This window comes from Bradyrhizobium sp. CCBAU 53338, from assembly GCF_015291665.1.
Classification (GTDB): domain Bacteria; phylum Pseudomonadota; class Alphaproteobacteria; order Rhizobiales; family Xanthobacteraceae; genus Bradyrhizobium.
The window spans coordinates 3365190-3388427 of record NZ_CP030048.1 but is presented as its reverse complement, the minus strand read 5'-3'; the positions used below and the strand labels follow the sequence as shown (position 1 = coordinate 3388427).

At 64.3% G+C, this 23238-nt stretch carries 25 protein-coding genes; 10 read left to right on the top strand and 15 right to left on the bottom strand.

Features of this window, described 5'->3' with window-relative positions; genetic code table 11:
• Nucleotides 1-231: 231 nt before the first annotated feature.
• Nucleotides 232-3723, bottom strand: a complete 3492-nt coding sequence (locus XH90_RS15760; RefSeq protein WP_194482298.1) for an indolepyruvate ferredoxin oxidoreductase family protein — start codon at nt 3721-3723, stop codon at nt 232-234.
• Nucleotides 3724-4005: 282 nt separating this feature from the next.
• On the opposite strand from XH90_RS15760, the gene XH90_RS15755 reads away from it, so the two are divergent.
• Nucleotides 4006-5217 carry a cytochrome c gene (locus XH90_RS15755; protein WP_194482297.1) on the top strand — a complete coding sequence of 404 codons (1212 nt, stop codon included), beginning with the start codon at nt 4006-4008 and terminating at the stop codon, nt 5215-5217.
• Here XH90_RS15755 and XH90_RS15750 read toward each other — a convergent pair whose 3' ends face one another.
• Entirely contained in the window at nt 5218-5862 is a 645-nt protein-coding gene (locus tag XH90_RS15750) for a trimeric intracellular cation channel family protein (protein WP_194482296.1), read from the bottom strand.
• Between the two features lie 165 nt (nt 5863-6027).
• On the opposite strand from XH90_RS15750, the gene XH90_RS15745 reads away from it, so the two are divergent.
• Nucleotides 6028-6453, top strand: a complete 426-nt coding sequence (locus XH90_RS15745; protein WP_194482295.1) for a hypothetical protein — start codon at nt 6028-6030, stop codon at nt 6451-6453.
• A gap of 60 nt (nt 6454-6513) precedes the next feature.
• On the opposite strand, the gene XH90_RS15740 is transcribed toward XH90_RS15745, so the two are convergent.
• From XH90_RS15740 to XH90_RS15730, 3 genes are all read right to left on the bottom strand, one after another.
• On the bottom strand, nt 6514-7323 hold the full coding sequence (locus XH90_RS15740; protein WP_194482294.1) for an oxaloacetate decarboxylase: 810 nt from the start codon (nt 7321-7323) through the stop codon (nt 6514-6516).
• 71 nt (nt 7324-7394) lie between these two features.
• Nucleotides 7395-7745 carry an antibiotic biosynthesis monooxygenase gene (locus XH90_RS15735; RefSeq protein ID WP_194482293.1) on the bottom strand — a complete coding sequence of 117 codons (351 nt, stop codon included), beginning with the start codon at nt 7743-7745 and terminating at the stop codon, nt 7395-7397.
• 23 nt (nt 7746-7768) lie between these two features.
• A complete protein-coding gene (locus tag XH90_RS15730) occupies nt 7769-8077 on the bottom strand; it encodes an NIPSNAP family protein (RefSeq protein WP_128966802.1) in 309 nt (102 codons plus the stop codon).
• Between the two features lie 146 nt (nt 8078-8223).
• Between XH90_RS15730 and XH90_RS15725 the strand changes: the two genes are divergently transcribed.
• Both XH90_RS15725 and XH90_RS15720 read left to right on the top strand, forming a co-directional pair.
• Nucleotides 8224-8922, top strand: a complete 699-nt coding sequence (locus XH90_RS15725) for a helix-turn-helix transcriptional regulator (RefSeq protein ID WP_194482292.1) — start codon at nt 8224-8226, stop codon at nt 8920-8922.
• A gap of 307 nt (nt 8923-9229) precedes the next feature.
• Entirely contained in the window at nt 9230-9475 is a 246-nt protein-coding gene (locus XH90_RS15720; RefSeq protein ID WP_194482291.1) for a GCG_CRPN prefix-to-repeats domain-containing protein, read from the top strand.
• A gap of 115 nt (nt 9476-9590) precedes the next feature.
• On the opposite strand, the gene XH90_RS15715 is transcribed toward XH90_RS15720, so the two are convergent.
• A complete protein-coding gene (locus XH90_RS15715) occupies nt 9591-9896 on the bottom strand; it encodes a twin-arginine translocation signal domain-containing protein (RefSeq protein WP_194482290.1) in 306 nt (101 codons plus the stop codon).
• Between the two features lie 172 nt (nt 9897-10068).
• On the opposite strand from XH90_RS15715, the gene XH90_RS15710 reads away from it, so the two are divergent.
• From XH90_RS15710 to XH90_RS15700, 3 genes are all read left to right on the top strand, one after another.
• Nucleotides 10069-10254, top strand: a complete 186-nt coding sequence (locus tag XH90_RS15710; protein ID WP_194482289.1) for a hypothetical protein — start codon at nt 10069-10071, stop codon at nt 10252-10254.
• A gap of 82 nt (nt 10255-10336) precedes the next feature.
• The gene (locus XH90_RS15705) at nt 10337-10978 is read left to right on the top strand and encodes a glutathione S-transferase family protein (RefSeq protein WP_194482288.1); all 642 of its coding nucleotides are present in this window, start codon (nt 10337-10339) and stop codon (nt 10976-10978) included.
• A 93-nt stretch (nt 10979-11071) separates the two neighbouring features.
• Nucleotides 11072-11224 (top strand): hypothetical protein, encoded by a 153-nt coding sequence (locus tag XH90_RS15700; RefSeq protein ID WP_194482287.1) that lies wholly within the window; start codon nt 11072-11074, stop codon nt 11222-11224.
• Between the two features lie 9 nt (nt 11225-11233).
• On the opposite strand, the gene XH90_RS15695 is transcribed toward XH90_RS15700, so the two are convergent.
• The 3 genes from XH90_RS15695 to XH90_RS15685 are packed head-to-tail and all read right to left on the bottom strand — an operon-like array spanning nt 11234 to nt 14280.
• A complete protein-coding gene (locus tag XH90_RS15695; protein WP_194482286.1) occupies nt 11234-11581 on the bottom strand; it encodes a hypothetical protein in 348 nt (115 codons plus the stop codon).
• Between the two features lie 26 nt (nt 11582-11607).
• Nucleotides 11608-12741 carry a DUF2442 domain-containing protein gene (locus XH90_RS15690; RefSeq protein WP_194482285.1) on the bottom strand — a complete coding sequence of 378 codons (1134 nt, stop codon included), beginning with the start codon at nt 12739-12741 and terminating at the stop codon, nt 11608-11610.
• Between the two features lie 6 nt (nt 12742-12747).
• On the bottom strand, nt 12748-14280 hold the full coding sequence (locus XH90_RS15685; RefSeq protein WP_194482284.1) for an acyl-CoA carboxylase subunit beta: 1533 nt from the start codon (nt 14278-14280) through the stop codon (nt 12748-12750).
• 145 nt (nt 14281-14425) lie between these two features.
• On the opposite strand from XH90_RS15685, the gene XH90_RS15680 reads away from it, so the two are divergent.
• Together XH90_RS15680 and XH90_RS15675 are read left to right on the top strand one after the other, a co-directional pair.
• Nucleotides 14426-14830 (top strand): DUF4260 domain-containing protein, encoded by a 405-nt coding sequence (locus XH90_RS15680; protein WP_194482283.1) that lies wholly within the window; start codon nt 14426-14428, stop codon nt 14828-14830.
• A 164-nt stretch (nt 14831-14994) separates the two neighbouring features.
• The gene (locus XH90_RS15675) at nt 14995-15591 is read left to right on the top strand and encodes a hypothetical protein (RefSeq protein ID WP_194482706.1); all 597 of its coding nucleotides are present in this window, start codon (nt 14995-14997) and stop codon (nt 15589-15591) included.
• 34 nt (nt 15592-15625) lie between these two features.
• On the opposite strand, the gene XH90_RS15670 is transcribed toward XH90_RS15675, so the two are convergent.
• From XH90_RS15670 to XH90_RS15660, 3 genes are all read right to left on the bottom strand, one after another.
• Nucleotides 15626-15889 carry an EscU/YscU/HrcU family type III secretion system export apparatus switch protein gene (locus XH90_RS15670; RefSeq protein ID WP_027535726.1) on the bottom strand — a complete coding sequence of 88 codons (264 nt, stop codon included), beginning with the start codon at nt 15887-15889 and terminating at the stop codon, nt 15626-15628.
• Nucleotides 15886-17526 carry a flagellar hook-length control protein FliK gene (locus tag XH90_RS15665; protein ID WP_194482282.1) on the bottom strand — a complete coding sequence of 547 codons (1641 nt, stop codon included), beginning with the start codon at nt 17524-17526 and terminating at the stop codon, nt 15886-15888. The genes XH90_RS15670 and XH90_RS15665 overlap by 4 nt, the downstream gene beginning before the upstream one ends.
• 64 nt (nt 17527-17590) lie before the next feature.
• Nucleotides 17591-18376: an ATP12 family chaperone protein gene (locus XH90_RS15660; RefSeq protein ID WP_194482281.1), complete on the bottom strand. Its 786-nt coding sequence runs from the start codon at nt 18374-18376 to the stop codon at nt 17591-17593.
• 114 nt (nt 18377-18490) lie between these two features.
• Between XH90_RS15660 and XH90_RS15655 the strand changes: the two genes are divergently transcribed.
• Nucleotides 18491-18937 carry a hypothetical protein gene (locus tag XH90_RS15655; protein WP_194482280.1) on the top strand — a complete coding sequence of 149 codons (447 nt, stop codon included), beginning with the start codon at nt 18491-18493 and terminating at the stop codon, nt 18935-18937.
• 24 nt (nt 18938-18961) lie between these two features.
• Here the strand turns inward: XH90_RS15655 and XH90_RS15650 are convergent, their stop codons facing one another.
• The 3 genes from XH90_RS15650 to XH90_RS15640 form a co-directional block, all read right to left on the bottom strand.
• On the bottom strand, nt 18962-20176 hold the full coding sequence (locus tag XH90_RS15650) for an RluA family pseudouridine synthase (RefSeq protein WP_194482279.1): 1215 nt from the start codon (nt 20174-20176) through the stop codon (nt 18962-18964).
• Nucleotides 20177-20327: 151 nt separating this feature from the next.
• A complete protein-coding gene (locus XH90_RS15645) occupies nt 20328-21665 on the bottom strand; it encodes a replication-associated recombination protein A (RefSeq protein WP_194482278.1) in 1338 nt (445 codons plus the stop codon).
• Nucleotides 21662-23068, bottom strand: a complete 1407-nt coding sequence (locus XH90_RS15640) for a DegQ family serine endoprotease (protein ID WP_194482277.1) — start codon at nt 23066-23068, stop codon at nt 21662-21664. Before XH90_RS15640 ends, XH90_RS15645 begins: the two co-directional genes overlap by 4 nt.
• Nucleotides 23069-23238: the final 170 nt, after the last annotated feature.

Here is a 23238-nt window from a genome sequence, read left to right as displayed (position 1 = left end):
CCTAAAGGTGTTTTGCCCGACGGCGCAAGCAGTATTTCGCTTTTGTCGAAATGTCTCCTCCTACGAAAACAACCCCATGCACAGTAGAGCTGGGGTTGATTTCAAAGGAGAATTCGTAGGGTGGGTGAGCGAAAGCGTAACCCACCTTTTTGCTCTCCACGCGGACGTCGAAGTGGTGGGTTACGCCCAGCGGTTTGCGCTTCGCGCAATCCGCTACGCCACCGAAAGCCCCTACTCCGCCGCGATCTGCCTTGGCGCAGGCGGCGGGTTCGCCAGATCCGCAGCAAGCTGGGCGTAGCGGGCTTTCGCGTCCGCCACCGCCTTCTCCTTGACCGGACCGTAGCCGCGGATGCGGTCGGGCAGCGAGAGCAATTCGACCGACGTGTCGACCGTAACCGGCGACAACAGGCCAAGCACGGTGGCGACGTCCTTCTCGTAACCGACGATCAGATCGCGCTCGAGCTTTCGGTCGGCGCTGCGACCGAAGATGTCGAGCGGGGTGCCGCGCAGGAACCTGAACTTGGCCAGCACGCCGAACACCTTCAGCATCCACGGGCCAAACGCGCGCTTCTTCGGGCGGCCCAGCGCATCGACGCCTGACGCCAGGATGGGCGGGGCCAGGTTGAAGCTGAACTTGAAGTCGCCCTCGAACTGGTCCTGGAGCTGCTTTGCGAAGGCGCCGTCGGTGAAGAGCCGCGCCACTTCATACTCGTCCTTGTAGGCCAGCAGCTTCGCATAATTGATCGCGACCGCGCGCGGCAGCGCATCGCCGTAACCGCCCTTGACCGCGGCGTCGCGGACCTGGTCGACCAGCTTGCGGTAGCGCTTGGCGAGGCGGCCATTCTGATAGGCGGTGAGATGCTTGGCGCGGTGCTCGATGATTTCGTCGAGCGTCATGGCGTCCAGCGCCTTGGGCGCCTCAACCTCGTCGGTGCCCTTCAACATCTCGGCGAGGCGCGCGGGGTCCGCGACCGCGAGGCGGCCGAGACGGAAGGCTTCCTTGTTCATCTTGATCGAGACGCCGTTGATCTCGATCGCCTGCTCGATCGATTCCGCCGACAGCGGGAACAGGCCCTTCTGATAGGCGTAGCCCATCATCATCATGTTGGTGGCGATGGCATCGCCGAGCAGCTGCTCGGCCGGCTTGGTGAAGTCGAAGAAGACCGAGTCCTTGTGCAGCGCCGTTTCCAGCAAGCCATTCAGCTTGCGGGTCTGGAAGTTGAAGTCGCGGTTGAGCACGAAGTCCGCGGTCGGGATGACGTGGCTGTTGATGATGCCGCGGGTACGGCTGGTGTCGCAGAGCGAGATCGTGTCCTTGGCGACCGCAACCACCTCGTCGGCTGCGAGCACGACGTCGGCGGTGCCGGTGACGATGCGCGAGCACGTCACTTCGGCCGGATGATCAGACAGGCGGACGTGGCTGAGCACCGCACCGCCCTTCTGCGCGAGCCCGGACATGTCGAGGATCATCGAGGCCTTGCCCTCGATATGCGCAGCCATGCCGAGCAACGCACCGATGGTGAGCACGCCGGTGCCGCCGACACCACCGACCGCGATGTTGTAAGGCTTGTCCAGCGTCGGCCGCGAGGCCGGCTCGGGAATTGCACCGATGTCGGACAGATCAGCCGGCGCGCGATGGCGCGGCTTGCCGCCGTCCACGGTGACGAAGGACGGGCAAAAACCCTTCAGGCAGGAATAATCCTTGTTGCAGGCGGACTGGTTGATGGCGCGCTTGCGGCCGAACTCCGTCTCCAGCGGTTCGACCGAGATGCAGTTCGACTGCACCGAGCAATCGCCGCAGCCTTCGCAGACCGCCGGGTTGATCATGACGCGGCGCGCCGGATCTTCCATCAGGCCGCGCTTGCGGCGGCGGCGCTTCTCGGCGGCGCAGGTCTGCACGAAGACGATCGCCGACGTACCCTTGTATTCGCGGCACATCTTCATGACGTCTTGCAGCTCGTCGCGATGGTGCAGCTTCACACCGGGCGCGATGGTGCTGGCCGGATAGGCATCGGGATTCTCCGAGACCAGATAGATCTCGCGGATGCCCTCGGCGTGGAGCTGGAAAGTGATCTGCTGCGGCGAGAGATCGCCGTCATGGCGCTGGCCGCCGGTCATGGCGACGGCGTCGTTGTAGAGGATCTTGTAGGTGATGTTGGTCTTGGACGCGACCGCCTGGCGGATGGCGAGAAGGCCGGAGTGGAAATAAGTGCCGTCGCCGAGATTGGCGAAGATGTGGTTCTCGTTGGTGAACGGTGCGATGCCGACCCACGGCACGCCCTCGCCGCCCATATGGGTAAACGTCTCGGTCGAGCGATCCATCCACAGCGCCATGAAGTGGCAGCCGATGCCGGCCAGCGCGCGGCTGCCTTCGGGGACCTTGGTCGAGGTGTTGTGGGGGCAGCCGGAGCAGAAATACGGGGTGCGGGAGACGGGCGCCGTGGGGATCATCTGGGACGCCTGGCGGCCGTTGAACCAGTCGGCCTTGGCGCGGAGCATCTCCGCGATTTCAGGATTGAGATTAAGTCGAAGGAGTCGTTCGGTCAGCGAGGTCGCAAGCGAGGCGACGCTGAGCTCGGCGGCGAAGGTCAGGAAGCGCTTGTCGTGCTCGTCCATCTTGCCGACGATGCGGGGGCGGACGTCGTCGCGCCAGTTGAACAACACCTGCTTGACCTGGTTCTCGACGATTTCGCGGCGCTCCTCGACGATGAAGATCTCCTCGAGCCCGACGGCGAATTCATGCACGCCTTCCGGCTCCAACGGCCAGGGCATGCCGATCTTGTAGAGACGGAGACCGATCTTGGCGGCGACCTGCTCGGTGATGCCGAGCTCGCGCAGCGCCTGGCGGACGTCCTCATAGCTCTTTCCCGAGGCCATGATGCCGAAGCGTGCGTTCGGCGAATCCATGGTAATGCGGTTGACCTTGTTGGCGCGGGCGAAAGCGATCGCGGCAAAGCCCTTGTAGTCCTGCAGGCGGCGGTCCTGCTCGAAGCGGTCGTCGGGCCAGCGCAGATTGAGCCCGCCGGGCGGCAACTCGAAGTCAGGCGGGATGATGAAGGGCTTCATCTCGTCGGTGAGGTCGATCTCGGCGGTGGTCTCCACCGTCTCCGTGATCACCTTCATGCCGACCCAGCAGCCGGAGTAGCGCGACATCGCGATGCCGAGCAGGCCCATCTCGATCATTTCGTGGATGCTCGAGGGATAGAGATACGGCATCAGCGCCGAGATGAAGGCGTGGTCGGACTGGTGGGGAACGGTGGAGGATTTGGCGCCGTGGTCGTCGCCAGCAAGGCACAGCACGCCGCCATTCTTGGCGGAGCCGGCGGCGTTGCCGTGGCGGAAGACGTCGCCGCAGCGGTCGACGCCGGGGCCCTTGCCGTACCAGATGCCGACCACGCCATCATACTTGGCGCCGGGCGAGAGGTTGAGCTGCTGCGAGCCCCACACCGCGGTCGCCGCCAGGTCCTCGTTCACGCCGGGCTGGAATTTGATGTTGTACTGCTCGAGATGTTTTCGCGCGGCGAAGAGCTGCTGATCGTAGCCGCCGAGCGGCGAGCCGCGATAGCCGGAGATGAAGCCTGCGGTGTTCAGGCCGGCGGCGCGGTCGCGGCGAATCTGGGCCATGGGCAGACGGACCAGCGCCTGGATGCCCGTCGTGAAGATATGGCCGGTGTCCTGGGTGTATTTCTGATCGAGACTGATCGGACCCTGGTTGATGCCCATTATTGTCCTCTTCCGCCCTTTTGAGCGTTTGGCTGCTTAAGCCGTTGCCTGCCCGTTGTTTTTAGCTAGGGCACGCCGACCACCTCTGCCACTCTATGTCGGATATTTAACGCGGCGCATCACAAATCTGGACCTTCGGCGGCGGCGGGAAAAAAACGCAATTTCGTGGCCGGAAAGGCATTGGCGATTTTCAATTTGTGTCACCATACCCCGGCTGTCGCGAAACGACATGACGCCGCTATGCTCGGGCACTCGACCGATGGTCGCAGGGGAAGGCTTTCGATGCGGACGATTCTGGCTGTTGCGCTCTTGTGCAGTGCGGTTGCGACGACCGCTTTCGCCGCCGAGCCGTCGCCCGAGCTGATCGCCTACGGCAAGACGCTGGTTGAGGCCGGCGACTGCGCGGGCTGCCACACCGCCGACCCCGCCAAACCGTTTGCCGGCGGCAAGCGCATCGACACGCCCTTCGGCGCTATCTATGCACCGAACCTGACCCCGGACCGCGACACCGGCATCGGCGCCTGGACGGACGCCGATTTCACCCGTGCCGTGCGCACCGGCACCGCGCCCGACGGCTCGCTTTACTACCCGGCCTTCCCCTACCCCTACTTCACGCGGATGACCAAGGACGACACGCTGGCAATCCGCGCCTATCTCGGCACGCTCGCGCCCGTCGTGAACCGCAACAAACCACCGCAGCTGGACTGGCCCCTCAACTATCGCTTCCTGATGCGCGGCTGGAACCTGCTGTTCTTCTCGCCCGGCCTGTTCGAGCCGGACCAGAGCAAGAGCGCGGCCTGGAACAGAGGTGGCTATCTCGTCACCGGCCTCGGCCATTGCGGCGCCTGTCATACGCCGAAGAACTATTTCGGTGCGGACAAGACTGCGCAGGCGCTGGCCGGCAGCGAGATCGGCGGCTGGTACGCGCCGCGCCTCGATGGCGCCGCGCGCAGCGGGCTGCAATCGTGGAGCGCGGATGACATCACGGAATACCTGCAGAGCGGCCGCAACGCCAAAAGCCATGCCGGCGGTCCCATGGCCGAGGTCATCGTCAACTCGACCTCGAAGATGAGCGATGCCGATGTGCGCGCAATCGCGGTGTACCTGAAGAGCCTGCCGCCGGCGCGCCGCGAGACCAACGTGACGCCGCCCGACGAGGCCGAGATGAAGGCGGGCCAGGCGGTCTACGCAAAGTTCTGCATCGCCTGCCATGAGGCCGATGGCTCCGGCGCACCGCGCATCTATCCGCCGCTGCCGGCGAACGCGCTGCTGCAATCGATCAACCCGTCCTCGACCCTGCGTATCATCCTCGATGGCGCCCACACCGTGACGACGCCGCGCGCGCCGAACACCGGCGAGATGCCGCCCTATGCCAGGCAATTGTCCGACGAGGAGATCGCGGCGGTGACGAACTACATCCGCAATTCCTGGGGCAATGCCGGCCCGTTGGTAACGCCGGCACAGGTGGCGAAGGCACGCGGGCAACAGCCGTAGCTACTTCTCCTCATCCCCCGTGAAGACGAATTTCGGCATTTCCCATTTGTAGCGCACCGCAAGCAGGCGGAAGCTGATGCCGAGCACGAAGGTCAGGATGGTCCAGAGCTCGGCATTGAGCTTCAGGCCGAAGGCGGTCGCGTAGAACAACCCCGTCACCACCGAGACGCTGGCGTAGAGCTCGGAGCGAAACAACAGCGGCACGTCGTTGCAGAGCACGTCGCGGAGCACGCCGCCGGCGCAGCCCGTCACCATGCCGGAGACGATCACGATCGGCAGCGAGGCATCCATCTGCCAGGCGACGTCGCAGCCGGCCATGGTGAAGACGACGAGGCCGATGGCATCGAGCACGATGAAGGCAATCTTCAGCCGGTGCACGAGACGGGCCATCAAGATCGTGAGGAAAGCGGCACCGCCGGCGAGCGCGAGGTAAACAGGGTTTTGCACCCAGGCCAGCGGATAGTGCCCGAGGAAGAGATCGCGCAGCGTGCCGCCGCCGAGCGCCGTGATGCAGCCGAGGAAGCAGACGCCAAGCCAGTCCATGCTGCGCCGTCCCGCTGCAAGTGCGGCGGTCATGCCTTGCGCGGCCACCGCGACAAGAGACAGGAAATGCAGCACGCTATCGCTCGGCGGCAGGTTCCACATCGCCTTGTTCCCTTCTCCCGCGATGGAACTTACGCACTGGGTTCCCGCATGAACAGGTTCCCGATTCCTGGCGCGAGGGCAACATGCGACGAAAGCATAATGCGCGCGGAACGGAATCTCGCACCTCGGGGTTGTCAGAACGCAATCAACGAGGAGATCCAATCGATGGCTGACGACCGTTTTCCCAACGATCCGTACCGCCCGAACCTCGCCGACGATGAGTATCTTCGCGCGGCGCGCCGGGATGCCGACCTTCAGGCCGATCCCGAACTGGGCGAAGGCCCCGCCTCCAGCGGCAAGGTCGCGCTGTTCGCGGTGGCAATCGCCCTGGTGCTGGGCGCTGTGTTCTACGGCTTGAACAACAGCAGCACGAGCAACCAGGCAAGTACCACGCCGAGCACGCAGACCGCGCAGCAGACGGCTCCGGCCAATCCGGCCGCACCTCCCGGCATGCGTGACGTGACGCCGCGCAGCAACACCTCGCCCGGCGTGACGACGGGCGCCGCACCGAGCAAGCCGGCTGCGCCGGCGGATACGCCTGCGGCAAAGCCCGCGCCGGCTACGCAGACACCGTCTGACGGCGCGAAGTAACGATTTGCAACACGATGTGACAGCGGCGGGATCGAAAGATCCCGCCGCTTTGTTCTGGTTCTAGCTGAACATCTTGTTGAGCTCGCCGCCGGGGTAACCGCTGGCGAGTTCGGTGAACGTCCCCTTCTCCGCCATCTCCTTCGCCGCACGCATGAAGCCGCCCCAGGCGGCGCGCGCGAGCGAGCCGCCGACGCTGATGCGGCGCACGCCGAGATCTTCGGCTTCCTTCAACGACAGGCCGGAGGCACCAATCAGCAGATTGAACGGTTTTGGTGCGACGGCCTTCACCACCGCGGCGATGTCCTCGCGGGTCTTCAGGCCCGGCGCGTAGAGGCAGTCGGCGCCGGCATCGGCGTAAGCGGTGAGCCGGTCGATGACGAGCTTGAGATCGGTGACGCCCCAGAGATACGCCTCGCAGCGTCCGACCAAGAGCGTGCCGCTGTCGCCGATCGCCTTGCGCGAGGCCTTGATGCGTTCGACCGCGAGCGCGTGCTCATAGAACGGCTTGTCCTTGTCGCCGGTGGAATCCTCGATCGAGAGGCCGGCAACGCCGGTGCGCACGCCGCGCTCGACGTGATCGGCGACCTTGTCAGGCTCGACCGCAAAACCGCCCTCGAAATCCGCGTTCACGGGAATGTCGACGGACGAGCTCAATGCTGCCAGATGCTGACAGACATCCTCGACGGTGACGCGATTGTCGGCCTTGCCGATGGTCCAGGCGAAGCCCGCACTCGAAGACGCAATCGCCTTGAAACCGAGATGCTGCAAGGCCTTGGCACTGCCGACATCGACCGGATTGGGCAGGATGAAGCAGCCGCTCTCGTGCATCTTCCTGAACGTCGCGCGCTTGTCAGCGGTCGTCACATGCATGTTTCTCTCCCTTGTTGGCCGCGCAGAGATAGGCACACTGAGTGGGCAGCGCCAGTGCGCGCCCGACAGCCCTAGTGCGCGTCGTGCACGGCGCGACTGTCCTTCGGCGCCTGCTCGCGATCGGTCATGCCGTAGTCCCTGACGACGCTGGCGATGCGCAGGTGATAGTCGGAGAAGATCTTCGCCCTGCCCTTGGCCTGGGTGCGGCGGTGCTCCATCGTGTTGCGCCAGGCTTGCACCGCGGCCTCATCGCGCCAGAACGACAGCGACAGGATCTTGCCCTTCTCGGTCAGGCTCTCGAAGCGCTCGACCGAGATGAAGCCGTCGATGGTTTGCAGGATCGGCTTCAGATCGGCCGCGAGGTCGAAGTAAGTCTGACTGTGTTCTGGCTTGGGCCAGACCTCGAAGATCACGGCGATCATGGGCGTCTCCTTGACTGGATGGCCTACACTACCACCTTGCGCAGGAAGGTGCGCTCTTCGGCGAGGATGAATTTGTTGTCCTCGGCGAAATGGAAGTTCGCCATGCCTTCCGCATCCTGCCGCAGCCGCGCGCGATAGGCCTCGTAGGCAGCCAGGCTTTCGAAGGTGATCAGCGCGAAGGCGATGTTGTTGGTGCCTTCGTGCGGCATGAAATAGCCGATCAGGTCGCCGCCGCATTTCGGGATGATGGTGAGCCAGCGTTTCGAATACTCCTCGAACTGGGCGCGCTTGAAGGGATCGAGCTGGTAGCGGATGAAGACGGTGACGGACATGATGGGCTCCTTGGTTTTCATTGCGCAGCGCGAGCGACACCGTCGCCGCTGAAGCATCTGAATTGCTTCGCTTCGTTCGCAATGACGTATTCGCAGCACCACGCTACGCGCTTGCCCGACCACAATGCTTCGGCTACCATCGAAGCATGAAATCAGGACCCGACATCGCCATGGTCGCCTCGCTGGTCGGCGACCCCGCCCGCGCCAACATGCTCACGGCGCTGATGAACGGCCGCGCGCTCACCGCGAGCGAGCTGGCGCAGGAGGCGGGCATCACGCCGCAGACCGCGAGCTCGCATCTGGCGAAACTCGAGGCCGGCGGGCTGGTCGAGCCGGAGAAGCAGGGTCGTCACCGTTACTACCGCCTCACCGACGACGACGTCGCCGGCGTGCTCGAAGGCCTTGCCGGACTTGCCGCGCGCACCGGCCACATGCGCGTGCGCACCGGGCCGAAGGACCCGGCACTGCGGCGCGCGCGGATCTGCTACGACCATCTCGCCGGCGATCTCGGCGTGCAGATGCTCGACAGCCTGCGGATGCGAAACCTGGTCAGGCAGAAGAAGCAGGACATCGAGCTGACCGCGGACGGCGAGCGCTTCCTCGCCAAGCATCTGCAGATCTCGCCTGACATGCTCAGCCATCCGCGCCGGCCAGTCTGCAAGGCCTGCCTCGACTGGAGCGAGCGGCGCCATCATCTCGCCGGCACGCTTGGCGCCGCGATGATGCAGCGTTTCGCCGAGCTGAAATGGGCCGCGCGCGACGCCACCCCCGGCAGCCGCGTGGTGAACTTTACGCGCACCGGCGAGAAGCAGTTTGCGGCCCTGTTCGGGAACGGCAAGGACTGATCGCGCGATTTGTGTGAGAGCGCACAAGTCGCGTACCGACTTTCGCCGTCGTCATGGCCGGGCGTCCACAAAGCGCATCAAACAAGATTCGTGAGCTCGTTCCGATTCATCGGGACGAGGCTCACGCGCCATCATGTCGCGCAAGGCCGCACGCGGCGAATATTCATGCCGCATTCAGGTCATGATTGGCAGGTTTGGATCGCGCCGTGCCGACATGTCGCAAAAATTAACATGTCAAATCGTATGGTTTGATTGATTGTGCGCCGCAAGCGCCAGGCCCAGTCCCAAGGACGAGAAGGAAAATCAAATGAAATATCTGTTTGCCGCCCTGATGCTCGCCAGCGCGGTCGTCGGCTTCAGCGAGGCGGCCAGCGCCGCCGGTGGTTGCGGCCCGGGCTGGTACCGCGGCGCCTATGGCGGCTGCCGTCCGATGCGCGGTCATGTCGTCGTCGCCCCCGCTCCGGTCGTGGTCGCCCCGCCGGTCGTCGTCGTGCGTCCGCGCGTGTGCCCCTATGGCTTCCGCTGGTACGCCGGCCGCTGCCGTCCGTTCTGATTGACCGCACCCGCGAAATGGCCGCGCGGCAAAAGCCTGCGCGGCCATTTTCGTTGAGGCCCGACCTCGACAAAAAGGGGATCGCAGTCGCGATCCCCTTTTCAGTCCAGCGCCGTTACCAGCGGCGCCAATGCCGATGATGGTGCCAGCGACGATGCCAGCCCCAATGGCGATGGCGCCAGCCCCAGTGACGGCGGTGCCAGTGGCCGTGACCGTGACCGTGCCAATGCACCTGCTCGGGCTTGAGCTGGGCGGCCTCCTCACTGCTGGTGACGGCGGGATGAGCATCCGGATTGGCCGATGGCGTGCCGCCATTCCCGAGCACCTGCGGCGCCAGCGGCGCAGCCTGTGCGGCGGCGGTGAACGCGGCCGCTCCCGCCGCGACACCGAAGGCAAGTTTCAAAAAGTTCCGGCGCTCCATGAGATATCCTCTGCTTCATCGATCAAGTGATGCGGAGGAAGTGTCGCGGGCATGACATGAACTGCCGCTGAATCGCCCGTTCAGGTTCATTGCAAGGATGTCAGGATAGCGTGCTATTTCGCGAACTCCTGCGCCAGCACCAGCGTCTCGCGCGAGCGCCGCGCGACGGAACATGAATCTCGGCAGCTCCAGGAAAAAGGGCATCATCAGCCCATCGCTCACGCAACAAATGGCCAGCGCCTACAGCGCCGCCTTGCGCCAATACGTGACCGGCAACCATTTCATGGACACCTTCGCCTTTCATTCAATCTCGGGAAGCGAAATCGTCAGGCGCTTCGGCTACCCGGCGTGCCGGTAGCACCACGCAAAAAAATCGCCTCTGCCTGTCGGAACGCGCCGCCTCCATCCGTCCTATCCCTGAGACAGCACGGAGACACCGCATGCCCGACCTCACCTTGTTCACCTACGACTGGGTTCCGCCGCCACCGCGCGGTTATGTCCGCGACCTCAGGGTGCGCTGGGCGCTAGAAGAGGCCGGCTTGCCCTATCGCGTCGCCAGCACGCCATTCGACGACCGTGGCCCAGCGCATCTGGCGCACCAGCCGTTCGGCCAGGCGCCATGGCTGACCGACGGCGATCTCTCGATTTTCGAGACCGGCGCGATCCTGCTGCATCTCGGCGGGCTCAGCGCCAAGCTGATGCCGTCTGATCGGCGCGGCCGCAGTGACGTGACGGAATGGGTATTCGGTGCGCTCAATTCGGTGGAGATGGCAAGCCTTCCCTGGACGATGCTGAAATTCATGGGCGAGCCGGGATCGAAGTTCTTCGACAACTTCATCGAGCTTCGCCTCAAGCGCATGGAAGCGGTGCTGGCCGACCGCGAATGGCTTGCGGGCTCCTTCTCCGTCGCCGACATCCTAATGGCGGACGTGCTGCGCATCGTCGAACGTTTCGACGGGCTCGCCGGGAGCCCTGCCTGCCGCGCCTACGTCGCGCGCGCCACGGCGAGGCCTGCGTTCGCAAAAGCGCGGGACGACCAGATGGCGCATTTCGCTGCGGCGGACGCGACGCGCTCGGTGTGACCCACCGCACATCATTAACCCAGGGTTAGCCATAGGCTCATGGCCACTGGAACGAAGCAATTTGCCTCAAATTATCCCTGCGGAAGGTGACACATGGCCCGCATCGACTATCTCAAAGCGCAAGTAGCCCGTGCTGAACGTCTGGCGAAGGCGATCCTCGACCAGCACACCGCGGAACGGCTTCAGGCCTTCGCCGCCGAATGCCGCGCGGAGTTGCAGGTGCTGAGCCTCAAGCCTGCCGCGTAAGGCAGCGCGTCACACCAGCTTCATCGGTGTATCGGCGACCACACGCAGGTCGATTGTTCCAATCAGCGCAGCGCGGCGCGCCTCTGCAGCCCCGATCGCATCGTCCGTCTGCCGCAACGTGCTGATGTTCGAGCCGAGCGAGACGATGCCACCGAGCACCAAGGCGATCGAGCCGAGCGCGGCGGTCTGACCAAACCCAAACAATCCGAGAATGGTGACCAGGAGCAGCGTCGCACCGCTGCCGATCGCGATCTTGGACGCCAGGATGTATTTCCGGCATCGCTCGGCGATCTCGGCGAGCCGCTCGATCCGATCTTCGATGTCGGAGATTTCGTCGGTCTGATCGTCTTCGGTCATTGGGGTCACGTCGGGCGAGATAAGTATCATTTGCCCTGGGCAGCTTCTAAAAGATCCTCAATGAGGATTTCTTCTTCCAGTTTTTCCCATTCAATCGAAACCGCAGTGATATGAAAATTTTCTCTTTCCAATGAAGAAGCGTCGAGAAGCACGGGAAACAACGTTAGGCTCACCCTAAGCGACCGCCCATCGTCGAAATGGACCATCATATCGTCGCCATCGAATTCGATCGAGCTTACCTCCCCGAGGAGCCGGACTAAGCCACAAGCTTTAGCGAAATGGAACCCCATGCTTGCTAGGTGATAATAGACCAACGATATTGAATAGATCTCCTTAGCAACGAAGGTTGTTTCCACTCTTCGGATCAACCCAACGGCTTCGAGAATTGAGAAATCGACGTCAATAGCGTCGGAATAGATCTCTCCATTTGGAAAATCGATCTCGACAAAATTATCCGGGCTAGCTATTCCCAGATCGCCGTACACAACCGCCACGCCCAAGCAATCCAGATATTCCGCAATCTTGGACTCGATTGGGTCAAACGCCGTTGGAAGCGATGCTAGTATTGGCTCAAGCCTCTTTGTCAGCGCGTCGCGAACCGCGTGAAATTCTAGGTTCTTGATGTAATCCATCGCAAGCCCAAGTCTTTCTTCCGACTTGGTATGAATCAGCTTGGCGAACAGACTACCTTGCGCTGGCGACAACTGGGAAATGATGCTGACGAAATGAATATGCTGGGAACTTCCACCTTCAGCCGCAGAGGCCAACAAACCTGCCCAAAGATCAATTAGGGAGCTTTCCTCATCTTCTAGCGACGCTTTCTCAAGAAATGGGACGAGAAACTTGTTCTGAATTGGCTTAAGCTCCGCCGTAGACCCTTTTATGCGCGTTTGAGCTCTCCGAACAATTTCGCCCAACACGTCTTCTTGCTGAAGGCGCAACTGTGCTCGCTTGAGTCTAAGTTCATCCCCCTTCAATCCGGCCCATTCAGTAAGGGGAGAAACCAAGTCGAGCCACGCGCTTGTTCTCGCTCGTGTCACATCTGGAGGAATCACCTCCGTGGTCACGCGCTTTCGCTCGTAGGATGCTTTGGCAACGACTTCTGCCTTAGCACTCGCCGTCGCCTGCAGTTTCGCTCTACTTGGTTTCTTCTTTGCCATGGCCCTCTACAACGGCAAATTGTCGTGCTTCTTCGCCGGCGCTTCGACCTTCTTGTCCTTCAGCATCGCCAGCGCGCGTGCGATCCGCTTGCGGGTCGAGTGCGGCATGATGACGTCGTCGATGTAGCCGCGCTCGGCGGCGATGAAGGGTGACAGGAAGCGGTCTTCGTATTCCTTGGTGCGCGCAGCGATCTTGTCGGGGTCGCCGATGTCACTGCGAAAGATGATCTCGACCGCGCCCTTGGCACCCATGACAGCGATCTGGGCGGTCGGCCAGGCGTAGTTCATGTCGGCGCCGATTTCCTTGGAGGCCATGACGTCAAAGGCGCCGCCATAGGCCTTGCGGGTGATGATCGTCACCAGCGGCACGGTGCACTGCGAGTACGCGAACAGGAGCTTCGCGCCGTGCTTGATCAGGCCGCCATATTCCTGCGCGGTGCCCGGCAGGAAGCCCGGCACGTCGACGAAGGTCACGATCGGAATGTTGAATGCGTCGCAAAACCGGACAAAGCGCGCGGCCTTGCGTGATGCATCGCTGTCGAGCACGCCGGCCAGCACCATCGGCTGGTTGGCGACGAAGCCGACGGTGCGGCCCGCGATGCGGCCAAAGCCGGTGACGATGTTCTTGGCGAAGCTCTCCGCGATCTCGAAGAAGTCGCCCTCGTCGACGACCTTCAGGATCAATTCCTTCATGTCGTAGGGCTTGTTCGGATTGTCGGGAATCAGCGTGTCGAGCGACATGTCGACGCGGCCAATGTCGTCGAAGCTCGGCCATTCCGGCACGCCGTCGGTGTTGTTGGACGGCAGGAAGTCGATCAGGCGACGCATCTGCAGAAGCGTCTCGACGTCGTTCTCGAAGGCGCCGTCCGCAATCGACGAACGCGTGGCGTGCACCGAGGCGCCGCCGAGCTCTTCGGCGGTGACGACCTCGTTGGTCACGGTCTTCACCACGTCGGGACCGGTGACGAACATGTAGCTGGTGTTCTTCACCATGAAGATGAAGTCGGTCATGGCAGGCGAATAGACATCGCCGCCGGCGCAGGGGCCCATGATGACGGAGATCTGCGGGATCACGCCCGAGGCGAGCACGTTGCGGCGGAACACGTAGGAATAGCCGGCGAGCGCGGCGACGCCCTCCTGAATGCGGGCGCCGCCCGCGTCATAGAGGCCGATGATGGGCGCGCGCGCCTTCATCGCCATGTCCTGGAGCTTGGTGATCTTCAGCGCATGTGTTTCCGACAGCGAGCCGCCGAACACGGTGAAGTCTTTAGCGAACACGAAGGTCTTGCGACCATTGACGGTGCCCCAGCCGGTGACGACGCCGTCGCCGGGCACCTTGTTTTTCTCCATGCCGAACTCGGTGGAGCGGTGCTCGACGAACATGTCGAACTCCTCGAACGATCCCTTGTCGAGCAAGAGCTCGATGCGCTCACGCGCGGTCAGCTTGCCGCGGGCGTGCTGCGCCTCGATGCGCTTCTCCCCGCCGCCGAGCTTTGCGCCGGCGCGACGGTCTTCAAGGGCGTCCAGGATATGTTTCATTTGCTCCCGCCAGTTCTTAAGCCTTAAGTGATGCGGGGTTCTAACACGGCATTTTGCAAGCCGGGAAGCGGCTTTCGGCGCCGCAGGGCTGCCCTGCCGCAGCGTGAAAGCGCAAGGAATTACAAAGTTTTGCCCGGAGGCGACGATGGACGAGAGAGGGACTGAAGCCGGCGCCGTGACCGGCGGCGTCCGGATTCTGCTGCGGCTCGAGGGGCTCGTTCTGTTCGCGGGCATGACGGCGCTCTATGCGGCCTGGGGCGGCTCCTGGACGGTCTATCTACTGCTCTTCCTGGTGCCGGATCTGAGCTTCCTGGCCTATTTGTCGGACGCCAAATTCGGCGCGCTGGCTTACAACGCCGCCCACAGCTACATGGCGCCGGTGACGCTGATGACGCTGGGGTTCGGCCTCGCCTCGCCCCTCACCTTGTCCATCGCCTTGATCTGGCTCGCCCATATCGGCATCGACCGGGCCCTGGGCTATGGCCTGAAATATTCGGCCGGCTTCGGCTTCACCCATCTGGGGCGGATCGGCCGGCAGAAGGACGGCTGATCCTTGCGCGGACTGGCGGCGGGATGACCGCCATTTTGACGGGGCTGACAGGTTGACCGGGCCTGCCGATTCAGGCTTGCTCACCGCTTCGATCAGGCGCCGAATGTTGCGTGAGCTCAGTCGGTACGGCGGCGGTCACCACGTCCGGCTGCAAGCATCACCTCATGTCCGCCACGGTCGTTCCCCTGCTTCCGAACAGCGCGTCCGAGACCACAGATTTCCTGCGGCGCATGGCCAGCATGGTGTCGGGGCGGAACGGCGAGATTCTGCTGCGCGCGGCCGCGCTGATTGCATCACTCACCCAACGGGCCATGTCGGCCGAACGGCTGTTTCACGAACAGCAGGAACAGAACAAGCGCCTGGTGGAGCTGCGCGAGGCCACCGAGCTCGCCTCCGACGCGATGGTCGGCCAGATCGCCGCGCTGCGGGCGCAGCTCACCGAGGCGACGACAGCTGCGGCCGCCGAACGGGCCGCGTTCGACACCGAGCGCGGCAAGCTGCTCGACCTGATGCAGGATGCGGAAGGCCATATCGGCAAGCTCACCACCGAACTCGAGACGTTGCGCGCCTCGGTCGACGCGTTCAACGAGACCGCTATCTCCGTGCCGATCGAGGTGCTGCGGCTGGCGCGGACCCAGTTCGACTATCTCTCCAGCGGCTTTGCGCGGAAGGGCGACGTGATCTCGCAGGCGATGAGCGAGATCGGCGGCTTCGCCATCGACCAGGCGCTGACGGCGACGAAGCCGGCCGACGAGGCGTGATGCGCCCGCGCGTCAGGCGCGCCAGGGATCGTCGCTAGCGCGCGCGGCCCGAAAGCCGCAGCACAAACACGAGGACTTCGGCGACGGCCTTGTAGAGGTCAGGCGGGATTTCCTCACCGAGCTCGACCTTGGAGAGCGCGCCGGCCAGAATCTCGTTCTCCTCGATCGGGATATCGTTGGCCTTCGCAATCTCGACGATCTTGGCGCCGATCGTGCCCTTGCCCTTGGCCACGACGACAGGCGCACCGCTGCCCTTCTCGTAATGCAGCGCAATTGCGAGCTTGGATTCGTCACTCATGTGGCGCGATCCAGGAAATGCCCGGCGCGCGCGGGTGCCGGCTGCGGCGGGGTGCCGTCGCGCACGATGATGTCGCCGGGCTTGAGCTCGGCCTTGGTCAGCGCCTGATTGAGCTCACCGATCCCGGCGCGAAGCTGCTGCACGGTTGCGGGCCGCTCGGCCCACATCCGCACGAAGGTCTTGTCCCCGCTCAGCGTGATCAGCGCATGCACCGGTCCGCTCGGCTCGACATTGAGCGTGAAGCGCGCGCGCCAGGCGCGCTTGGCGGGATCGGCCTGATCGTTGCCGCCATCGCGCGAGATCTCGAACTGCGCCATCGCCGTGCCCTGCGGGGTCGCGAACGGAATCTCGAAATTCCACTGCGGCACGGTCGGGTCGATGCGATGGCCGCCAGCATCGGCGCGATCGGGCAACGAGGCCACCTGCAATAACGTCTGCCGCGCGATCGCGGCATCGGTGTCGCCGAGCAGGCGATGCACGGTCGCAGCGAGCGGTGCGTTTGGTGCAAGCGATGGCGAGGCGACGGCCTGCGGCGATGGCAGCGCGCCGCGAAACGGTGGCGGCGTGGTCGCACGCGCGGCCGCTTCGAAGGCGTGACTGTCAGGCACTGCTTTATTTGAACCCGGCACATTGCCGGTCATGCGCGGCAGGTTTTGCGTGACCTCTTGCAGCAGGGTCGCGGCAAGGCCTGCGGAGATGGTCCGCGGCGGTGTTGCCTGCGACGCACCGCCGGCCATGTCTTTCAGCACGGCAGCCGCAAGCGCAGCCTCGCGCGGCAGTTGGGCGGATTGAGCAACCTCTGCGTCAACCGTCGGCATTACTGACTGCACGGCCTCGCCTGCCGCTTGCGGGACCGAAACTGCGATCCGCGGCGCGGCCGCAGCGGGCAGCGAAACCGCTGCGCTTTGTGCTGCGACTTGCGGCCCTGGGGGCTTGAGGGTGCCTGACGTCGCCGCCAGCGTCTGGCGCAACACGAGCAGCGCGGCCTTCAGGTCGGGCACCGCACCTGATGGCGGCGTCGCGACTGCTGCAAGCGAGGCCTCGAGAAACAGTCCGGACTTCTGGAAGGCGGATTCGATATCGCCGCCGTCGAGCGCAGTGGTGAGCGGCGTCTGTTGTGCCAGCACATCAAGCACGGCCTGCTTCAGCCCCTCAGGCAGATCGCTACCGGTGACGACCGATGCGAGGTTGGCGAATAGAGGCGCCTGGCCGCCCTGCTTGGTCACGGCCTCGGCCGAGGCGACGGTGACAGCGACCTGCTCGGCCGGCGTCAGGGGGTTACGCACCGCGATTGCGGACGGCGCAAGCGACGGGCTGTCGACCAGCGACGCCGCCGTCGGCGTCAACGTCACCTGATCGGCGCTCGCCCCGCCTGCCCCATTGACCACGGCGAGCCTGATCGTGCCGTCGTTTTGCGAGACCGCAAGCTCGAGATTTTGCCCTGGGGTCAGCGACACCTCGGACATCACGTCCATCGACAGATTGGCGATCGCGATCCGCACCAGATTGTCGGCGAGCACGCTGACGACCCTGGCATCGACGACGCTCCCGGCCTGCAGCACGAGATCGGGCGTTGCCGCATCAGCCACGGGGCTGGCGGCACTGACCGGAATGATCGAGCTTATCGGCGTCGGCATCTCAAGGGCCCGGGGAACGCGATTCCCACCCTAAGGCCCCCTCGTAAACCTCTCGTTAAGGACCTTAGGCCCCGAGCGGGTTCACGGCCGTAAGGACCGCCACGGCGGCCTCGAAATCCCTGAGGCGCGCGGCGCGACGGACGGCCGCCTCCTCGTCCACGCCCCATTGGTCGATGTTCCAGTCCTCATCGACGTGGGCGGCGGCCCAGACCTGATCGGCGTCACGCGCGCCATGGGCGAGCGCCAGCGCCAGCAACGCCGAGCCGGTCAGGGTCGTCACCATGTGGAGGGCAGCCACCGACCAGGGATCTCCCGGCAGCGCGCTGCGGGCCGCCCGGAGCGCCTCGTCGGGCTGCTTCACATGCGTGATGCCCTCGGAGAGGATGAAATGCGCCCCCAGCGTCTCGGCGGCCCAAAACAGCACTGGGTCCCAATGGGCGGCCTCGCGAGCGACCAGCCCATCGGGATGACCGGCGCGATAAAACAGCAGGTCCGTCTCGAAGTATTTTGCAAGGTCGTCCGTGACGAGTTCGACGCGGTCGACCACGCCCTCGACCACGCTGTTGGCGATCCGCGTCAGCGGCATGGTGACAGGATCGATCGCCTCGCCCTGGGCGGCCCATTCCGCGGCCACGGCATCGGCAAGCCCGCGCGAGGGGATCACCACCGGGCGTGCAGAGGGCGTGCGGATCGGCTTGCCGTCGAGCGTGATGGTAAAGCCGCCCTCGGCCTCGGTGACGCCGGCCTCCCTGTAGAAGCGCTTGCGCAGCGGCATCCGTGCCGAAGCGCGCGCCGATTCCCGGGGGTCCGGCGGTGGTTGCCTGGCGGCTTCTTCGAACAATTCGCGCATGTGAGTTTTCGGTCCCGGTCACTGGATGCTAGGCTTTTAAGGTAAGCGCGTTTTAAGCCAAGATTTTATGCCAAGATTTTATGCTAAGAGTTGCGGCCGATAAAGCGAGCGGGCATGAGGGAACTTGCGGGCATCGTGGCCCTGTTCGCCGGGCTTTGGCCGGCCGGAGCCGAGGCCGGCTTTCGCACCCCGGAATCGCTGATCCGCAACGTCTACGCCCATTATGGCGAGGGCGTGCCGGAACTCTCCAGGGGCCTGCCGCGGGACGATGCCACGGCCCGGCAATTCTTCGATCCCTCCTTGCGCAGAGCGTGGTCCGCGCCGCGCAGCGAGCCCTACGATTTCCTGGTTCAGAGCCCGAGCTGGAAGCTCGGCCCGGTCGCGATCTCAATCATCCGCAAGGAATACGACAAGACCTATGTCGCGGCGAGTTTCGACAATCGCGGCCGGCCTGTGAGGCTGAACTTCATCCTGGTCAACGAGCCGGAGGGCTGGCTGATCACCGACGTCGAGAGCCCGCATGACTCATTGCGGATGTTTCTGGAGCAGTTTCGGAATTGAAGCGACGACACCGTCGACCCAATCCTACTCCTCCGGCGCGTTCTCGATCGGATCGAACCGGCTCGCGTCCAGCCCGAGCAGATTCCACGACTGCTGCATATGCGGCGGCAGCGGCGCGGTGGCGTCGATCACGCCGCCGCGCGGATGCGGGATGACGATGCGGCGCGCGAGCAGATGCAGCCGGTTTTGCAGGCCGCCCGGCAGCTGCCAGTTCTCGATGTTGAAATATTTGGGATCGCCGACGATGGGATGGCCGATATGCGCCATGTGGGCGCGCAGCTGATGGGTGCGGCCGGTCACCGGCTTCAGCGATACCCAGGTCAGCTTGTTGCCGGCGGTCTCGACCACCGCGTAATAGGTCACCGCGTGGCTGGCGCCCTCGTCGCCGTGCTGGGCGATGCGCATGATGGTGTCGTCCTCGCTCTCTTCCTTTGCAAGGAAGGTCGAGATGCGCCCCTGCTTCGGCTTCGGCAGACCTGGCACCAGCGCCCAATACACCTTCCGCGCCGAGCGCGAGCGGAACGCGCCGGTCAGATGCGAGGCAGCAAAGCGCGTCTTGGCGATCAGCAGACAGCCTGACGTCTCGCGATCGATGCGATGCACGAGGCGCGGCTTCTGCCCCTTGGAATCGCGCATCACCTCCAGCATCTGGTCGATGTGGCGGGTCATGCCCGAGCCGCCCTGCACGGCAAGGCCGGCGGGCTTGTTCAGCACGAGGACGTCGTCGTCCTCGTAGATGGTCATCTCCTTCAATGCCTTCAGCGTCTTCTGCGCGGCCTCCGAAAGCTCGCCGACAACCTTTGGTGCGTCGAGCTTCAGCGGCGGAATGCGGACGCTCTGTCCCTCCTCCAGCCGGTCCTTGCTGTCGACGCGCTTGCCGTCGACGCGCAGCTCGCCTTTGCGGACGACGCGCTGGATATGGGAGAACGACAGGCCGGGAAAGCGCGCTTCGAGGAAACGATCAACGCGCATGTTGTTCTCGTCCGCCGTCACGGTGACGGTCTGCACCTTGGTCGGCAGCAGCGCCTCAACCGGCTTTGCCGGCACGGCCCTCTCCGCTTCCGCCTTGGGCGGACGCCGTTCAGTGCGCTCAGCCGCAAAGCGCGGCGGCTTGCTGCCCGGCTTGGCCGCCGGACGAGGCCCCGCCTTCTTCGTGCTACGCGCCTTGAATGGACGCGAATCCTTGCGCTCGTCGCGCGAACGGGGCTCTTGATTGGTTCTTTTGATGCGGCGGCTCATGGCTGCCTGCCTACCCTAAAAGTGGCCTTTCGTCACGACGAAATGGCCCTTCTAAAGCGCGACGAGATGAGGGCGAATCGTCATCGCGCCTTAGGCTATTGTTGAGCATGATCTTTTCGGAAAACCGCTACGCACTTTTCCGGATCATGCTTTAGCGCGAGCCGCCCCGCTCCTTGCGCAGCTTGGCCCAGTAATCCAGCCGCTTCCTTATCTCGCGCTCAAAGCCCCGCTCTGGCGGGTCGTAGAAGGTCTGGCGGCCCAGGGCCTCCGGGAAGTAGTCCTGGCCGGAGAAGGCATCGGGGGCGTCGTGGTCGTATTCGTAAGCTGCGCCGTAGCCCTCGGACTTCATCAGCTTGGTCGGCGAGTTCAGGATGTGCTTGGGCGGCAGCAGCGAACCGGCCTGTTTTGCGACCTGCATCGCCGTCCCGAAGGCGGTATAGACCGCGTTCGATTTCGGCGCCGTTGCGAGATAGACCACCGCTTGCGCGATGGCGAGCTCGCCCTCGGGATGGCCAAGGAAGTCGAAGGCGTCCTTCGCGGCATTGGCGACGACGAGCGCCTGTGGATCGGCAAGGCCGATATCCTCCACCGCCATGCGCACGACGCGCCGCGCCAGGAACAGCGGGTCCTCGCCGGCATCGAGCATGCGGCAGAGATAATACAGCGCCGCGTCCGGATCGGAGCCGCGCACCGATTTATGCAGCGCCGAAATCAGGTTGTAATGGCCATCGGCCGATTTGTCGTAGATCGGCGCGCGACGCTGCAGGATGTCCTGCAACTGCGCGGCATTGAAAACCTCGTCAGCCCGTGCCGAGCGCCAGACCTCTTCGGCCAGCGTCAGCGACGCGCGGCCATCGCCATCGGCCATCCGCACCAGGACGGCGCGCGCCTCTGCATCGAGCGGCAGTTTGCGGCCCTCGACCTCCTCCGCATGCGCGAACAGCTTTTCGATCGCCGCGGCATCAAGCGAGCGGAACACCAGCACGCGCGCGCGAGAGAGCAACGCCGCGTTGAGCTCGAAGGACGGATTCTCCGTAGTCGCGCCGACCATGACGACGGTGCCGTCCTCCATCACGGGCAGAAACGAATCCTGCTGGGCACGGTTGAAGCGATGCACCTCGTCGACGAACAAGAGCGTGCCCTTGCCCATCTCGCGGCGGGCCCGCGCGGCATCGAACGCCTTCTTCAGGTCGGCGACGCCGGAGAACACTGCCGATATCTGCTCGAAATGCAGGTCGGTCGCATCCGCCAGCAGCCGCGCCACCGTGGTCTTGCCGGTGCCGGGCGGGCCCCAGAACACCAGCGAACCCAGCGTGCGCGTCTCCAGCATGCGCGTCAGCGCGCCGTCGGGGCCGAGGATGTGATCCTGGCCGACCACCTCCGACAGCGCACGCGGCCGCAGCCGATCCGGCAGCGGATGCGGGGCCTCGTGATCGAGCCCCGCCGCGGCAAAGAGAGTTGGCGTCTCCTGTGGTCGCTTCGGACTCATCCGCCCAGCGTGACGTTGATCTGCTGACCGCCGCGCAAGAGCGTGATGCGCCAGAGCCGCTGGCGCTCGCTGGCGACTCTCTCCAGGTCGACGCTCTTGACCATCTTCTGGTTGTTGACGGCCAGAATGATGTCGCCCTTCTGGAAGCCGACATTCGCGGCCGCGCTGTCACCGCCGAGATCGGTGATCACGACGCCTTCGGTGTCGGCGTCAAGGTGCAGCTCGTCGGCAAGGGCGGGTGTGATGGTCGAGATCTTCGCCCCCTGGAACGGCGAGCGGGCGGTGAGGACGAGTTCGTTGCGGCCGGTATCGGGCGCCGTCTCCAGCGCGATCGCGAGCTTGAGCGGCCTGCCGCTGCGTTGCACGTCGATCTGCGCACTGCCGCCGAGCGGACGGGTGGCGAAGCGGTAGTCGAACGCGTTGGGATCGTCCACGGTCTGGCCGTCGATGCCGGTGATGAGGTCGGAGGATTTCAAACCGGCCTTCGCGGCAGGACCGTTCGGAACGACGCTCGCGACCAGCGCGCCGGTCGGCGAACGCAGGCCGAGGCTCTCGGCGATCTCGGGCGTCACGGCCTGGAGCTTCGCCCCCAGCCACGGCCGCTTCACTGCGGTGCCGCCGCTCTTGGCGGAGGCGACGACGACGCGCACCATGTTGGCCGGAATCGCAAAGCCGATGCCCTGCGAGCCGCCGGAGCGCGAGTAGATCGCGGTGTTGATGCCGGCGAGCCGGCCGTTCATGTCGACCAGCGCGCCGCCGGAATTGCCGGGATTGATCGCCGCGTCGGTCTGGATGAAAAACTGATAGTCGGTGATGCCGACCTGCGTGCGCGCCAGCGCCGAGATGATGCCGTGGGTCACGGTCTGACCGACGCCGAAGGGATTGCCGATCGCCAGCACGACGTCCCCCACCATCAGCTCATCCGAATTGGTGAATTCGAGCGCCGGAAACTTCTCCTTGGTGTCCTTGAGGCGCAGCACCGCGAGATCGCTGCGGGAATCCTTCAGCACGATCTCGGCCTCGAACTCGCGCTTGTCCGACAGCGACACCTTCACCTGGTCGGCGCCCTCGATGACGTGGACATTGGTGACGACGAGACCCGAGGAATCGACGATCACGCCCGAGCCCAGCGACCGCTGCACCTGCTCCTGCTGCTGGCCCGGCACGCCGAAGAAGCGGCGGAAGATCGGGTCATCGAGCAGCGGATTGCGGTTCTGCACCACCTTGGCGGCATAGACGTTGACGACCGCCGGCTGCACACGCTGCACGATCGGCGCGTAGGACAGCCGCAGCTCGGCCGGCGACGAGGGCACGCGACGGTCCTGCGCCGCAGCAGGATTGAAGTGGGCCGAAAAGGCTATGCACAATGCCGTGACGACGGCGGTCCAGGTCGATCGAAACATTCCTACCTCTTGGAAAAGACGCCGGAATATAGGCGCGTTCGCTCCCCAATAGAAGGGCGCCGGACCGCAATATTCAGCTCCTGGCCGGTGTGTCCGGCATGCAAGCCCCGCGTGCGAAATCGCGATCTGCAGGGGTTGGTGGATTGGCATGATGCGCGTCATCTTGCATT

What these genes read in the sequence shown, in the direction of transcription:
- XH90_RS15680 (WP_194482283.1), top strand. Translation starts at nt 14,426, where the DNA reads ATGGACGAGAGAGGGACTGAAGCCGGCGCCGTGACCGGCGGCGTCCGG.
- XH90_RS15660 (WP_194482281.1), bottom strand. Translation starts at nt 18,376, where the DNA reads ATGCGCGAATTGTTCGAAGAAGCCGCCAGGCAACCACCGCCGGACCCC.
- XH90_RS15655 (WP_194482280.1), top strand. Translation starts at nt 18,491, where the DNA reads ATGAGGGAACTTGCGGGCATCGTGGCCCTGTTCGCCGGGCTTTGGCCG.
- XH90_RS15650 (WP_194482279.1), bottom strand. Translation starts at nt 20,176, where the DNA reads ATGAGCCGCCGCATCAAAAGAACCAATCAAGAGCCCCGTTCGCGCGAC.
- XH90_RS15645 (WP_194482278.1), bottom strand. Translation starts at nt 21,665, where the DNA reads ATGAGTCCGAAGCGACCACAGGAGACGCCAACTCTCTTTGCCGCGGCG.
- XH90_RS15715 (WP_194482290.1), bottom strand. Translation starts at nt 9,896, where the DNA reads ATGGAGCGCCGGAACTTTTTGAAACTTGCCTTCGGTGTCGCGGCGGGA.
- XH90_RS15740 (WP_194482294.1), bottom strand. Translation starts at nt 7,323, where the DNA reads ATGCATGTGACGACCGCTGACAAGCGCGCGACGTTCAGGAAGATGCAC.
- XH90_RS15755 (WP_194482297.1), top strand. Translation starts at nt 4,006, where the DNA reads ATGCGGACGATTCTGGCTGTTGCGCTCTTGTGCAGTGCGGTTGCGACG.
- XH90_RS15695 (WP_194482286.1), bottom strand. Translation starts at nt 11,581, where the DNA reads ATGACCGAAGACGATCAGACCGACGAAATCTCCGACATCGAAGATCGG.
- XH90_RS15685 (WP_194482284.1), bottom strand. Translation starts at nt 14,280, where the DNA reads ATGAAACATATCCTGGACGCCCTTGAAGACCGTCGCGCCGGCGCAAAG.
- XH90_RS15745 (WP_194482295.1), top strand. Translation starts at nt 6,028, where the DNA reads ATGGCTGACGACCGTTTTCCCAACGATCCGTACCGCCCGAACCTCGCC.
- XH90_RS15675 (WP_194482706.1), top strand. Translation starts at nt 14,995, where the DNA reads ATGTCCGCCACGGTCGTTCCCCTGCTTCCGAACAGCGCGTCCGAGACC.
- XH90_RS15670 (WP_027535726.1), bottom strand. Translation starts at nt 15,889, where the DNA reads ATGAGTGACGAATCCAAGCTCGCAATTGCGCTGCATTACGAGAAGGGC.
- XH90_RS15750 (WP_194482296.1), bottom strand. Translation starts at nt 5,862, where the DNA reads ATGTGGAACCTGCCGCCGAGCGATAGCGTGCTGCATTTCCTGTCTCTT.
- XH90_RS15700 (WP_194482287.1), top strand. Translation starts at nt 11,072, where the DNA reads ATGGCCCGCATCGACTATCTCAAAGCGCAAGTAGCCCGTGCTGAACGT.
- XH90_RS15710 (WP_194482289.1), top strand. Translation starts at nt 10,069, where the DNA reads ATGAATCTCGGCAGCTCCAGGAAAAAGGGCATCATCAGCCCATCGCTC.
- XH90_RS15665 (WP_194482282.1), bottom strand. Translation starts at nt 17,526, where the DNA reads ATGCCGACGCCGATAAGCTCGATCATTCCGGTCAGTGCCGCCAGCCCC.
- XH90_RS15725 (WP_194482292.1), top strand. Translation starts at nt 8,224, where the DNA reads ATGAAATCAGGACCCGACATCGCCATGGTCGCCTCGCTGGTCGGCGAC.
- XH90_RS15690 (WP_194482285.1), bottom strand. Translation starts at nt 12,741, where the DNA reads ATGGCAAAGAAGAAACCAAGTAGAGCGAAACTGCAGGCGACGGCGAGT.
- XH90_RS15705 (WP_194482288.1), top strand. Translation starts at nt 10,337, where the DNA reads ATGCCCGACCTCACCTTGTTCACCTACGACTGGGTTCCGCCGCCACCG.
- XH90_RS15730 (WP_128966802.1), bottom strand. Translation starts at nt 8,077, where the DNA reads ATGTCCGTCACCGTCTTCATCCGCTACCAGCTCGATCCCTTCAAGCGC.
- XH90_RS15760 (WP_194482298.1), bottom strand. Translation starts at nt 3,723, where the DNA reads ATGGGCATCAACCAGGGTCCGATCAGTCTCGATCAGAAATACACCCAG.
- XH90_RS15640 (WP_194482277.1), bottom strand. Translation starts at nt 23,068, where the DNA reads ATGTTTCGATCGACCTGGACCGCCGTCGTCACGGCATTGTGCATAGCC.
- XH90_RS15735 (WP_194482293.1), bottom strand. Translation starts at nt 7,745, where the DNA reads ATGATCGCCGTGATCTTCGAGGTCTGGCCCAAGCCAGAACACAGTCAG.
- XH90_RS15720 (WP_194482291.1), top strand. Translation starts at nt 9,230, where the DNA reads ATGAAATATCTGTTTGCCGCCCTGATGCTCGCCAGCGCGGTCGTCGGC.